Source organism: Paraflavitalea soli (assembly GCF_003555545.1).
In the GTDB taxonomy this organism is placed as follows: Bacteria; Bacteroidota; Bacteroidia; order Chitinophagales; family Chitinophagaceae; genus Paraflavitalea; species Paraflavitalea soli.
This window is the reverse complement of the sequence record NZ_CP032157.1, coordinates 2,149,852-2,163,218: the sequence shown is the minus strand read 5'-3', so window position 1 is coordinate 2,163,218 and position 13,367 is coordinate 2,149,852. Positions and strand designations below refer to the sequence as shown.

The 13,367-nt window shown below is 49.9% G+C and carries 9 protein-coding genes; 5 read left to right on the top strand and 4 right to left on the bottom strand.

Features of this window, described 5'->3' with window-relative positions:
* Nucleotides 1-20 precede the first annotated feature (20 nt).
* Together D3H65_RS07995 and D3H65_RS07990 are read right to left on the bottom strand one after the other, a co-directional pair.
* Nucleotides 21-368, bottom strand: a complete 348-nt coding sequence (locus D3H65_RS07995) for a hypothetical protein (protein ID WP_119049812.1) — start codon at nucleotides 366-368, stop codon at nucleotides 21-23.
* Between the two features lie 113 nt (nucleotides 369-481).
* Nucleotides 482-1,090, bottom strand: coding sequence for an RNA polymerase sigma factor (locus tag D3H65_RS07990; protein ID WP_119049811.1), 609 nt, complete (start codon nucleotides 1,088-1,090; stop codon nucleotides 482-484).
* 436 nt (nucleotides 1,091-1,526) lie between these two features.
* Here D3H65_RS07990 and D3H65_RS07985 point away from each other — a divergent pair, with 436 nt between their 5' ends.
* Nucleotides 1,527-2,369 (top strand): RteC domain-containing protein, encoded by an 843-nt coding sequence (locus D3H65_RS07985; RefSeq protein WP_162915484.1) that lies wholly within the window; start codon nucleotides 1,527-1,529, stop codon nucleotides 2,367-2,369.
* A gap of 205 nt (nucleotides 2,370-2,574) precedes the next feature.
* A complete protein-coding gene (locus tag D3H65_RS07975) occupies nucleotides 2,575-3,549 on the top strand; it encodes a hypothetical protein (RefSeq protein ID WP_119049808.1) in 975 nt (324 codons plus the stop codon).
* On the opposite strand, the gene D3H65_RS32855 is transcribed toward D3H65_RS07975, so the two are convergent.
* Nucleotides 3,536-3,754, bottom strand: a complete 219-nt coding sequence (locus D3H65_RS32855; protein WP_162915483.1) for a hypothetical protein — start codon at nucleotides 3,752-3,754, stop codon at nucleotides 3,536-3,538. The genes D3H65_RS07975 and D3H65_RS32855 overlap by 14 nt on opposite strands.
* Nucleotides 3,755-3,919: 165 nt before the next feature.
* Between D3H65_RS32855 and D3H65_RS07970 the strand changes: the two genes are divergently transcribed.
* Together D3H65_RS07970 and D3H65_RS07965 are read left to right on the top strand one after the other, a co-directional pair.
* A complete protein-coding gene (locus tag D3H65_RS07970; protein ID WP_119049806.1) occupies nucleotides 3,920-4,135 on the top strand; it encodes a hypothetical protein in 216 nt (71 codons plus the stop codon).
* A 68-nt stretch (nucleotides 4,136-4,203) separates the two neighbouring features.
* On the top strand, nucleotides 4,204-4,866 hold the full coding sequence (locus D3H65_RS07965; RefSeq protein WP_119049804.1) for a hypothetical protein: 663 nt from the start codon (nucleotides 4,204-4,206) through the stop codon (nucleotides 4,864-4,866).
* Between the two features lie 59 nt (nucleotides 4,867-4,925).
* On the opposite strand, the gene D3H65_RS07960 is transcribed toward D3H65_RS07965, so the two are convergent.
* Nucleotides 4,926-6,023, bottom strand: a complete 1,098-nt coding sequence (locus D3H65_RS07960) for an SMP-30/gluconolactonase/LRE family protein (RefSeq protein ID WP_211345646.1) — start codon at nucleotides 6,021-6,023, stop codon at nucleotides 4,926-4,928.
* Nucleotides 6,024-6,564: 541 nt separating this feature from the next.
* On the opposite strand from D3H65_RS07960, the gene D3H65_RS07955 reads away from it, so the two are divergent.
* A complete protein-coding gene (locus tag D3H65_RS07955; protein WP_119049802.1) occupies nucleotides 6,565-13,266 on the top strand; it encodes a beta strand repeat-containing protein in 6,702 nt (2,233 codons plus the stop codon).
* Nucleotides 13,267-13,367: the final 101 nt, after the last annotated feature.

Genomic DNA, 13,367 nt, shown 5'->3' with positions numbered 1-13,367 from the left:
ACAGGTATCGCCTCCCGGTGTCATTTCCCCTTCAGATATACCACGTAACAGGCCATTACTGCGACCAGCAACACCACGAGGGTGGTGATGATCGTCCATCGCATCTGTATGCGTCGTCGCTTTCGATGGTATTTGTTGAGGATCGTTTGGAAACTATGTCCTTTCCAAACTTTGTCGAACCGGGCCTGCCTTTCGAGCAGGAGGGAAGGCCCTTCGGGTGAGGTGAGCAAGTGCACCAGATCGGCATTCTCCGGCGACCGGTTCATGAAGGCATCCAGTTGTTGTTTTTCGTGCATGGTCAGCTGTCCCTTTGCATACTTATAAATAAGCAGGCGCAATTCGCTGGCCCTGGCCGAATAGTTTTTCATTTGTAAAAGGTTTAAATATTTTCCTCTCGCTTTCTACTTATAACAACAAGTAGAGCTGCAAAACGTAACTATTTTCCCTAACTTTTTTTATAAACGTTATCAACCGGGCCCGTTTAACACCAGTATTCCCATGGTATATACAGTGATGAGAGGTATAAACCATTGAAATAACGCCGCAGCCAGGCCAGCCCTTTGGATTTAATGGCCCTTACATGCATATTGGGCAGACCCATTCGATGCCCCACTTCTTTGGTATTTAATTCATCAAACAACATCAGTTCAATCACCGTACGTGGCTGGATAGGCAGGAGCTTAACCGCTTTACGTACCCGTTCAAGTCCTTCCCCGGTCAATTCATCGCGCAACAGCTGATCGTCCATCTCCGGGTATTGCTGCAGTATATGGGGGTCTGTCACATTCAACTCCCGCCGTGGTTTGAATCCGCTGCCATACTTGAGGTAGTTCATGGCCTTGTTGCGGCAGATCACATAGAGCAGGGCCCTTAATTCATCGGCCGAGTAAAGATCGTGTGGGTTGGACAGGTAGGCCAGAAACGCCTCACTGACAATGTCTTTGGCCACCTCTTCATTTTTTACCAGCTGGACGACAAAGGCATACAGGTAATCCCTGCATGCCTCATAATGCTGCTTCAGTATTTTTAAGGTGACAGGGTGGATCCTGGCGGCATTCCTGCCGGACGGAGCATGATGATTCCTGGGCATAGTGCTTTTTAATTTATCACTAACAATGAATGGCTGGAAGGCCCAGGTTAACGAATGGAGATTGGTGTAAAGTAGCTGTTCAATTTACAGCGTTTATTCCTTTCGTTTCACCGGGTAATGGATATTTATTTTTTTCCAGTTAATATTTGCCTCCCAAACCGTCAAGATAGGGGAGGGCTTGACCGGATGCGGGTATTTTTAATGGTGTACACCGTATAATGTATAACGCTAACGGAACTATGTTTAACAAAATATTTATTTGGTGGTATGATAATTTTTACCAACTTTGTTACTGTTCATCCTTTCCTCTCTCTATTTATTGTTTTTTTTCTCATTCCTCTTTCTTTCGAATTTCCTATCGTCTTTCAACAACGAATCATTAATGCTATCCATCAGCCTTTCTGTGCTGATGCAGCCTCACCCAAATACATATCTTATGGGCACCGAAATAACCATACTCAGCCGTCATTACAACGCCTTATTGGAACGTTTGGAGGAAATAGAAAAGGAGGAAGGCGAACTGAACACCCGATTGGCCCAATGCAGCCAGCTTTGTCTTGACAGTCTTCGTCAACTCAGAAAATTGATCACCACAGAAGGTTTCCCCGATCGCGATACAGAGATCTATTTCTTCAAACACATCAAACCAGCCATTGCCGGCCGGCATCACTACTATAAACGGGTGCTGCTATTGCACCTGGGGGAACTAAAAGGTTGCTGGTCCAAAGAAAGGGAGCGGTTGTCGCAGGAACTGGAACTGCTGGTGAAAGTTTTGAATCAACCGCAACCCATATGGCAATATTACCGGTCAGGCACCACGGCCCTCGACGCTGTTTACTTCCTGCGGGAATACTATGATTGGTTGCGCATGTCCTCGTCAGCCGATTACTATGAAGACTTTTGCACCTCTGGTGATGGGCCACTGGCCGAACTGATATCGATGGAATTATTGATAAAGCATATTGACATGTTACTTTATCCACCTGTTAAGCAACAAGACCAGGGAAACAAGAACATCACCAACCCGCAATTAACCTGCACCGCCACACCCACTAATATTGTGGAGCTGGGGTATGCCTTGTATGCCTGCGGTTTTTTTAGCCACGGCAAGGCTTCCATAAAAGAAGTAATGAACTTCCTGTCCGATGCATTAAAGGTAGATCTCCATAAATATTATGATACTTTTATTCAGATAAAAGAACGCAAGACCAGTTCCTCCAAATACCTCGATGAGTTAAGAGCTGCTTTGCTCAGGTATATTGATCAATCTGAAGAATAACCCGCCAATTTATTTACCAGCCTGGTAAAAAGTATGACTTAAAATCCCTTGCGGTAATATATAGCCATATCGTGCAACCGATATGGCTTTTTTTATGGTTTTATCTGATCGCTTGTTGCAGAAATAAATCTCTACCAGGCTGGTAGCAACCTGGTAAAATGGATGGCAGAATCCCGCCAGCTTTGTGTTATCAAAATTGATGTATATGACAACCACAGCAAACATCCCCGACTTCAATCCTGCGGCCCTGATGTCCGCATTGCCTGGTGGCCTGCTGGCCTTCGTAGTGCCTACGGATTGCCTGCGGTCCTTAGAGAACTGGCCCCCTTTTCAGAGAGCGTTCAGGCAATACGTAGGCAATCCGGAGGCAATCTACAGTCTTTACGAGAACGTACGGCAGCAACCGGATGGCAATTATGCATTCGACTTTCAATCTTTTTATACCGATTTTCTCCGTTGGACCGGCCAACCATTTATTAACATCAAAAACCAAAGTAAAATGCCCACAGAAGAACCAAAAGGCCCCAGTGCCGAACGGATCTACAACGATCCCAATTTTGAACGTACGCGTGAGAACATGGCGGAGTTTGCGCGGGCCGGCAAGTCGGCCAGCCTGCTGCGCGAGATCTTCCGCGACCTGACGGTGTACGCGAAAGACAGTGAACTGCAGTCGAGACTGTTTACTGTCTTGAGGCGTATCGTGTCCTCGGATACCATCAACAAGCGCGGTGAGCGGACCGTCCGTAATGGCGACCATGCCCAGTTACAGGGTTTTAATTTCAATGCGCGGGCTTCGCTGCGTTCCACCATGTACGTACGTTGTGGTGTAACCATCGACCGGGCAGCGGGAACAGCCACCATTGCGATCCCTTCCTTTGTGCCCAAAGTGCTGATCAAAGCCGCCCGCGGCACCTCACACTACAGGATCGTGGCGGGGGTGGCGGCCGTCAACTTCGGAGCGGAGGCCTTCAGTTATGAGCGTGGCTCCACCAATGAGCTGCCCTGGGATCATACGCCCACTGTTGCTTCCAGCCTGGTGCTGAACTTCCCGGCCAATTCGCCCGACACGATCCTGGTGGCGCTGGGTATCGAGTATACGCAGCAGTTGAATGGCGACAGCTATCCCCTGAAATCGAGCGATGTGAATGCCACTTGCATCGTAGCGGTCAGCCAGGCGTAGGGATCTCATTCAGGTTACTCCCTACTGCCCGGTGCGGTGAATAGTCGAAGTTAAGGCGCACAGGCACGCAGTTGCGGCTCACTTCCTGCAACAGGACATTGGTCGTTGTCACTACAGCGGCCACCACATCAAGCCAACAACATCCGTGGACCACACGTCGCGCAACACCCAACAGTTCGCTTAAGGGGTGTAAGGGCATCGCCATGCGCCGCTGCCATGCGGCTCATCGATTGGACAGATGGTGCTTACATCACCCTACCAGCCAGGTCCTGTGCGCAGGGACCCTGGCTGGAGGCGAACGCACCGGAGAAGGGAGTAGGGTAGGGATTCCGGTTAGTAGCATTTTTATTCCATCAAAAATTCAATAATCATGAGCAATATCATCAATCGTGTGTCGGGAAAGACACCGAAATTCTTCAAGCTGTTGCGTACCATTGGTATGTCGCTGGTAGCAGCCAGTGCAGCTGTTGCGGCATCACCTTTGGAACTGCCGGCCATCGTGGGCCAGATTGCAGGTTACGTAGCCGTAGCCGGCACTGTGATGGGCGCGGTGAGCCAGACTGCCGTACTCCATGAAGAAGAGTAGGTTTGATCGGGGCGCTTCCTGCGGGAGGCGCCCTTTTATGGTTGATGACCGCTCGCAAATCCATTACAATGAAACAGTCAAAAGCTTTGCATTTCTGGGCCTGGTTCAGGCGTAACCAGCACCATTACCTGCATTTCGATGCGCTGACACCCGCAGCCAAGGCCTACTGGATGGCCGAACTGCAGGCACATGCGGCGGCTTACCACCGTTTCCTGGCGCCCTATCTCTACTATAGCCTTGATCCAGACCACAAGCGTTGTAAACTGGTGATCTCGGCGCTCGGGCGTACTAAATCATTCAAGGCGGCAGACAGGCTGATCCACAAAGCGCCGCGGCTGACGGCCTGGGACCTGGTGGCGCTGATGCCCGCTGCAAGTCCGGGGGAAGGTATTGCGGAGGAGTTGGCAACTGCAGGACTTCGGCCTGATTCCTTTTGGTTTGATGTGCGGGAGCGGCTGGATTTCCGGAAGCCCTTCTATGTATTTGTTGATACCCGCCTGAATCATATCTATGACCTGGAAGACCTGGCGGAGCAGGCCTTGTTCAATGTGCTGGGGGAGCGGGTTTTTGGGGAGCACATCGAATATGTGAGGATCGTGTTGTTTTCGGATGTGCTGCCGGAGAACATGGCCTTCCTGGCGCCGCTGGAAGAACTGCCCGGCTTTATGGCAGCACGCGATCTCTCGGGCATGGTAGTGGGAAAAGATGGCGGGCTGCAGAGGAGGTTTTGAGGATTAAAACGAATGGCCATCCCGGATCCCGGAATGGCCATTCCAACTAACAGCTTTACTTACCGGTTCAACGGAAACTTTTCTACTCCTTCTACATTCATCTTTAAGGAAGTTACCCTGTCTACCGCTCCGGTAATGAATAACAATTTATTATTCTGACCTGCAAATACGTTGTTGGTTGCTCCGTTGGTAGGAACGTTGAAAATGCGTTTGCCCTTTTTGTCAAAGGCGGTTACACCCAGGCTGTTGCTGATATAGATATTGCCCCGCTCATCCATGGACATACCATCGCCGCCCATATCGATAAACTTCTTCATATTGGTAAGTGTTCCATTGGGCTTAATGTCAAATACCCAGGTGCCGCCCAGGTTGTCATCCTTCCATTTGTTTACATACAGCTTTTTCCCATCGGGCGTTCCCACAATGCCATTGGGCCATCCGTCAGCGTCCCATCCCATGCCTTCGGTGACTACCCGCACCAGGTGCTTGCTGCCGGGCGCCAGGTAATACACATAGCCGCCTTTACCTGTGGCAGCCTGTTCGGAATGCGTGGGCGGCCAGCCTTGTTTGCGGGGATCATTATTATCCCAATAGTCGCGGGGAAATATCGGGTCGGTGATGTACATACCACCTGTGACGGGATTGATCCATACATCATTGGGGCCGTTCAATAACTTCCCGTTGTAGTTTTTTGCCAGCACCTTATGATGACCCTGCCTGTCGATGCTCCATAATTCGCCATGCATATCTGCACAGGCGATGAGGTTGCCCTGTTTGTCGAAAGCCATGCCGTTTGAACGGCCCGTACCCTGTAAGAATAAGGTGATATTGCCGGTGCCGGCATCCCATCTGTAGATCTTGTCATTGGGCTGATCAGTAAAGAATACATTGCCCCGTTTATCAACGGCAGGGCCTTCGGTGAAGCTAAATCCCTTTTTAATAGTGTCTAATTTTCCATGTGCCTGGGGAGAAACAAGGCAGGTGGGGTCGTAGATAGTGCTCCCTTCTTCGGTAATACAATCACAGTCGGCAGGTCTGTAGCGTGCATTCGCTTCTGTAAGCAGGTCCGCATCCGGGGAATGAACGGCCTGTTTCATGCAGGAATAATACCCTGATGAGCATAACACTCCCAGGAAAAAAAGGCATCTTTTTTTCATAAGCAAACAATTTAAAGGTTAACAATACTTAGTATACCATGATACAAAGTATCTGAACCTACGGAGAATAACTACCAATAGAATACGGTGAAGAATGTTGTACAAGCTCCATCGGGCGCGGGCTGCGGGCGAACCTGTACTGGAGCCATGAATAATTTATAGGCTAATGGTTTGAGGGAACCATGTTTAAAATCCACTTCAAATCGACCTGGAGAAAAAATTACGCATGCTTATTGTGGATAGTAATCCTCAATTTTATTACCGGTTTAAAAAAAAAGCTGCCATAACATGTAAATGGTATAACGAATTTATTTACATTTATATCTCAGCAATAAATACCCCAACTGCTTTACGCAAGGCGCCCTAAAGCCAATTACTCCTAAGTACATTCCCTGTCCGATAGTAGCATTATTGAGTTCCGGTTCATTAGCATACAATAATGTTGTCGAACTCTGCCAATGTGTCTTTACATAGCATTTAACTATGCCTATGCGTTTTTTTATTGCACATAGCTGATTTTCTGATATAAAAACTACCTACTATGATCCGTTTTTACCTATTAACGGGGGTTCTCTGCCTTCTGTTCCTGCCTTCCTTGATTTTTGCTCAATCCACCAGTTGGAAAGGAACTGTAAGTTCTTCCTGGCGAAATTCATCCAACTGGACCAACGGAACTCCTTCTTCTACCAAAGATGCCATAATCGGAGATGCCAGTTTCACAGGCAGCTTTCAGCCTTTAATATCCCGTTCGGCTGCGGCCAGATCTGTAACCGTTGGAGGGGTGAAAGCATCCACGCTTACTTTAAGCAGAAACCTTACCGTTTCCGGGGGCATTACCATTAATGCCAATGGCGCCATATCACAAGGGAAGTCTACCATTTCACTTACGGGCAACTGGACCAATAACGGGACTTTCTCCACCAGCAGTACCAATGCCAATGTGGTAATGGCCGGCATCGCCCAAACCATTGGGGGATCTGTCACTACTACATTCCGCAAGCTTACCATCAATGCCGGCAGTACGGTTAGCCTCGGCCGGTCAGTGAATGTTACCGGCAGCAGCAGTCTGCTCACAGTAAAAGGTACGCTCAATCCCGGAGAAGTGACCACCTACCTCGTGACAGCCGGCGCCATTACTGTGGATAACAATGCCGTTCTAAAAGTTTATGCATCCACTTTTTCAGGTAATTATAGCGTAGCTCCCTCACTGAATGCAGGTAGTACCGTAGAATATGCAGCAGCAGGCAACCAAACGGTCAACAACGCTGTCATGTATGGTACACTACGCATCAGTGGAAGTGGCGTCAAAACGCTGGCAGGCAATCTGCCGGGGCTGGCTTCTTCGCTGAGCACATCGGGTAATATATACGTAGCAGCAGGCACACTCGATCTCAGCACATTTACTGCCAATCGCGGCACCACCGTGGCAGGTGGCAGTATCACGGTATCGAATGGCGCTACGCTCAGGATTGGCGGCACCAATGGCTTTCCTGCCAACTATGCCACCTATACGCTGAGCCTTACCAGCACCGTTGAGTATGCCGGTAATGCCCAGTCAGTGGCGGCCCTTACCTATGGGAATCTTACGCTAAGCGGCACAGCCAGTGCTGTTTCCAAAACCTTCCCGGCTACCGCCATTACCGTTGCCGGAAACCTTTCCGCCACTGCCGGCACTGCCACATCGGTAGCCTTCACACTCAATGCTGCTTTAACGGTAAGCGGCAACGTATCACTCGGCACCGCCACCACTTTCAACGGCGGCAGTTTTTCTCATACTGTAAGCGGCAACTGGGCCAATAATGGAACTTTTACCGGTAGCACCAGCACCGTTTCTTTTACCGGAGCCGGGGCCCAGTTAAGTGGCACAGGTGTCAATAACTTCAATAATATTACTTTTGCAGCTTCCAATATTACCGCTGCAGGCACCACGGCGCTCAATATAGCAGGCAACCTCAGTACTTCGGGACCTGGTTTATTCACCCACCTGAGCGGTGGTACCACCACTTTTACCGGCACCACCAAAACCATCAGTGGCACTGGCATTAGTTTCGATAACCTGACAGTCAGCGGCAGCGTAAGCAGCACCAGTTCTTATACAGTTACCGGCAACCTGGACGTAAGCGGTACACTGAGCCATACAGCGGGTACCCTGACCATCAGTGGCGCCTCCAAATTGATCAGTGGCGCCGGCACCAAAACATTTTATGGGCTTGCCGTTACAGGCACCGTTACATCCGCTGTCAGCTTTTCAGTAGCCTCCGCACTCAATGTCACGGGCAGTCTTACTGCATCGGCAGGCATAGCCACCTTTACCGGCACGGCATCGCTGAGTGGCACTGCCAACCTGTTCAATGTAACCCTTAACGGTACTTCCCTGCAACTTTCCACCAACTCGGTACTGGGCATTGCGGGGGCTTATACTGTTACGGCCGGCACCCTGGATGTTACCAGTACTGTGCCCAATACCGTTAACTTTAATGGCACCGGCGCGCAAACAGTCAACGGGGGCACCTACCATCACCTCACGATGTCGAATGGCAATACAAAAACGGCTGGCACAGCCATTACTGTTAATGGAAATATCAATATTGGCACGGGCACCACTTTCAGTGCGGGCAACTTCACGCATACTGTTAATGGCAACTGGAGCAACCAGGGAACGTTTACAGCTGGCACCAGTACCATTTCTTTTGCAGGAAGCGCACCTGCGCAGATCTCGGGAGCAGCTACGACCACTTTCAGCACTGTCACCATCAATAAGGCGGCGGCTGTAACGGTTGTCAACCTGCAAAGCAATATAAGCGCGAGTACGGTCAATATGACCAATGGTTTGTTAAATACGGGCAGCAATACCCTTACCATTACTACCACGCGCAACGGGAATGGTATTATACTGGGAAACATCCAGCGTTTGCATGCCTTTATAGCTGGTACAGCCTATGCTTTTGAAAGTCCTTCCAATACGATCACGTTCTCTGCCATCAGTGTAGCTGTGCCTGGTGTAACTGTATCAGTGGTAAGAGGCGGTGTCAATGATTTTCCTTTCGGCGGAGCCATTAACCGGCAATACACGGTTTCCATCCCTTCGGGCGCCTATACTGCTGTGCTCCGCCTGCACTATGAAGATGATGAGCTGAATGGCAATGCAGAAAGCACAATGCCATTATGGAACTATGGTGGCGCCGTTTGGACCAATGCAGGCAAGACGAGCAATAACACGACGGCCAACTATGTGGAATTGAGCGGGCTGAGTAATATTGCCACGCGCTGGACCTTTTCAGATGCACCCAATGTGATACGATGGACGGGGGCAGTGAGTACCGACTGGAATACAGCCGGAAACTGGACCAGTGTCCAGGGCAGTCCCGGTGCTATTCCTACCGCCAATGATATTGTGGAAATCGGCACAATGGCCTTTACCAACCAGCCGGCTATTGCCACCGCAGCTACGGCTAAAAGCATCCTGTTTGGCAGTGTACAGGCTGCTATTCTCACACTCAATGCCGGCGGTTCGCTTACTACGGCCGGCAATATCCGGGGGCTATGGACCGGTAATGCCACACACACCATCAATGCCGGTGCACAAACGATTACAGTCAATGGCGACCTGATACTGAGCGACGGCACGGCGGGCCATGCTATTGACCTGAACATTGGAACCGGCGCGGTGAATGTATCAGGAACTGTTACCCAATCGGGCGGGGCCAATATTGCATTTTCAGGGGCAGGCACGCTGTCTGTGGGCAATAACTTCAATTATGTGAGTGGCGTTTTTGCGCCGGGCACAGGAACGGTAGTGTACAATGGCACGAATGCGCAATCCATAGCAGGTGTAAGCTATAATAACCTTCTCGTCAATAAGAGCAGTGGCATTGCTTCGGTAAATACTGCTATTTCGCTCTCCGGTAATCTTACCTTGCAGAGTGGCACACTTGAACTACAGGCTAATGCTACCATCGCCGGTAATGTAGCCAGCAGCGTGGGCACCCTTATAACCAATGGTAATTTTACACTTGCTGTGGGCGGCAACTGGGCAATTGGAGGCGGCTTTATAGCGGGTAGCGGCAGTGTATTGCTGAATGGTACCGATACACAAAGCATCAGTGCAACCACTTTCAATAACCTGGCGGTGAATAAAACTGCCGGTATTGCATCGCTGACCGGTAATATGACCATAAACAGCGACCTGAGCATCAATGCCGGCACACTGGACATCGGCAGCTTTACCGCTTCGCGGAGCACTACGGGCGGTACGCTTACGCTTGCATCGGGCGCTTTGCTGCTGGTAGGCGGAGCGGCCAACTTCCCCGGCAATTTCGGCACCTACAATTTAGCTACGGGCAGCACGGTGCATTACAACGGAACAGGTACGCAAACAGTAGCGGGCATTACTTATGGGAACCTCCTGTTCAGTAATGGCGGTGCCAATGCCAAAACACTGGCTGCAGGTACCTCCGTTAATGGCAATCTTACCATCAACAGCGGTGCTACTTTTCATGCCGGGGGATCAAATAATATTGCATTGGGTGGCAATTGGGTAAACAATGGCAGTTTTGTACCCTCTACCAGTACCTTATTGCTGAATGGCACCACTAAAACAATCAGCGGTAATACAACTTTCAACCGTGTAACGGTATATGGCAGTTATTCGGTGAATAACAGCGATATTACCTATAATGGTTTGTTGAACATTACCCCCACCGGTTCATTTGTGGCCGGCTCAGGCAACGCCACCGTAAATGGAGACCTTACCAACAGTGGCAGCCTTACCAGTACGGGCGTTACCACCTTCACCGGTACTACGCTGCAAACGATCCGTTTCCTCAATGCGATTGTGTCCAATTCAGCCGGTGTGATCAATTTCAACGGCAATGTATCACCCGTATTGAATTCCACCAGCACGCCAACTTATGCCAATCTCAATATCAATAATACGGCCGGCGTAAATCCAAGTGTCGACTGGCTTGTGCTCGCCAACTTTACCATTGGCAGTGGCGCTATCTTCAATGGCGGCCGGTCCACGCATATCATCAGGGGCAATTTCACCAATAATGGTACGGTGACCAGTACCGGCACATTATGGTACGATCCGGTTACACCGGTTAACGTTAATTTCGGACCTTCATTTTCCAGCACCGGCCTGCTCATACTGGATGGCCAGGCAGCCATTTCATTGACAGGCACGCCTACTGTCCTGAACAATGTTGACATAGAAAGTACAGTGGGGATAACCCCGCCTTCGGGCTGGACGATGAACGGCAATTTCGTTGTAAACAGCGATGCCATCTTTAATGCAGGCGCCAACACTTATACCGTGGCTGGTAATATAGAAAGCAATGGCACGCTGAACGGCGGCACTTCCACTTTCAATATGACTTCTCCTGCGGGACGTGTATCGGGGAGCGCCAATACGCATTTCTATAATTTTACCATAACCGGTAATGTAACAGCTGCTACCGACTTCCAGGTAGACCACGACTTCACCAACAATGGCGTTTTCGATGCGACCGCAGGCGAACTGGCCATGACTGGTAATATACCTGCCACGATTGGCGGCACTACCAATCCCTCTACGATCGCCCAACTGAACATCAACAAGACTTACAACGTTCCTGTTATGCTGGCGCGTAATATATCTGCTATTACAGGCCTGCATTTAACAAAAGGCATTCTCGATGCAGGCGCCTTCACGCTAACGCAGGATGCAGTAGACCTGGGTGACCTGGCCATTGATGACAGTGCCGTACTGAAGATCGGCGCCACCAACACCCTGCCTGTTTTTGATTCCTACGCACTTGATACCCTCAGCACGGTTGACTATGCCGGCACTACACAAAGCATAGCCACGAATGTTACGTATGGCAATCTTACCGTATCCACAACAGGTACTAAAACACCGGGTGCTGCACTTACCATGTTGCACGACTTTACGCTTACAAACGGCACTTTCACCGGGGGTAATTTTACGCATTTGCTGGGTGGTGACTGGACAATGACCAGCGGTACATTTACGAACACAGGCACTACCATTCAGTTGAATGGCCTCGACTCCCAGGTGATCGTCTCGACAGGCCCATTCAGTACACTGACGATCAATAAAACCAGCGGCCCGGCAGTGCTGGGCGGAAATGTGGCAGTGAATACTGCACTTGGTTTTACAGCCGGTAAGTTATACCTCACCACCAACCACCTTACCCTTGGTAACACAGCCACCATAACGGGCGCCACGGCTACCAATTATATAGTGGCCGATGGTGCAGGTACGCTTATACAACCAGTAACGAATGGCGGCAGCAAGGCATTTCCCGTGGGTACTGCTGCACAATACATTCCTGCCACGGTAGCCCTTACTGCAGGATCGGTAGCCGATAATATCTCTGTGCGCGTGTTGGATAACGCTTACTTTGATGGTGATACAGGCCCTGTTGTAAACACTGGCGCAGTGGACGCTACCTGGATCATCAATGAAGCCGTGCCGGGAGGCTCAGTGGCTACTGTAACGCTGCAATGGCCGGGTGTGCTGGAGTTGCCCGGCTTTATGCGTAGCGCCAGCCGTCTTGCACATTATATGGGAGGTTCCTGGGATTATGGTCCTGCCAGTATTGCTGCAACGGGTTCCGATCCTTATTCCGTGAGTAGAGGAGGATTTACCAGTTTCAGCCCCTTTGCCGTGAGTGCGCTCGATGCACTTCCTGTAACGTGGTTGAATGTAAGCGGCAAGAACATAGGTCGTGATAATGAAATAGCCTGGGTTACCGCTAATGAAACCAATAACGAATACTTTGCCGTGGAAGTCTCCGTCAATGGCAGGGATTTCACCGAAATAGGGCGCGTACCAGGTGCTAATAACTCCCTGTTTGAACAGCACTATACTTTCGTGCATAAGAATGTGCCCTATTCTGAAGCATGGTACAGAATTAAACAAGTGGACATCAATGGCCGGTATTCCTATTCAAAGATGATCAAGGTGGTAACAGGAGAACGGTTACGCAGTGGATTGGTATACGTCACCAACCCTGCCAGCCAGACCATCACTACTTTGATACGGGCTGAAAAGGCGTATCGCGCCAATATGCTGATCGTGGATGCTGTGGGCAGGGTAGTACACCGGCAACTGGTGCCTTTCAATACTGGCAGCAACATCATCGATATCAGTATTGCACGTCATCCAGCCGGGATTTACTTCCTTCAATATGTGGATGAACATGGGAATAAGCAGGTGGCGAGATTCGTAAAACAATAGGCCTGCTTTGGCATAATGGTATGAATAGAGACCGGTTTAGAAGGAGCCGGTCTCTTTTTGTTGCTATCAGGCATATTATTCTCCTTTTATTGGTTAAAAAA

Coding starts and splice junctions, on each gene's coding strand:
- D3H65_RS07965 (WP_119049804.1), top strand. CDS start 4,204: ATGAAACAGTCAAAAGCTTTGCATTTCTGGGCCTGGTTCAGGCGTAAC.
- D3H65_RS07955 (WP_119049802.1), top strand. CDS start 6,565: ATGATCCGTTTTTACCTATTAACGGGGGTTCTCTGCCTTCTGTTCCTG.
- D3H65_RS07995 (WP_119049812.1), bottom strand. CDS start 368: ATGAAAAACTATTCGGCCAGGGCCAGCGAATTGCGCCTGCTTATTTAT.
- D3H65_RS07985 (WP_162915484.1), top strand. CDS start 1,527: ATGGGCACCGAAATAACCATACTCAGCCGTCATTACAACGCCTTATTG.
- D3H65_RS07990 (WP_119049811.1), bottom strand. CDS start 1,090: ATGCCCAGGAATCATCATGCTCCGTCCGGCAGGAATGCCGCCAGGATC.
- D3H65_RS32855 (WP_162915483.1), bottom strand. CDS start 3,754: ATGGCGATGCCCTTACACCCCTTAAGCGAACTGTTGGGTGTTGCGCGA.
- D3H65_RS07975 (WP_119049808.1), top strand. CDS start 2,575: ATGACAACCACAGCAAACATCCCCGACTTCAATCCTGCGGCCCTGATG.
- D3H65_RS07960 (WP_211345646.1), bottom strand. CDS start 6,023: ATGAAAAAAAGATGCCTTTTTTTCCTGGGAGTGTTATGCTCATCAGGG.
- D3H65_RS07970 (WP_119049806.1), top strand. CDS start 3,920: ATGAGCAATATCATCAATCGTGTGTCGGGAAAGACACCGAAATTCTTC.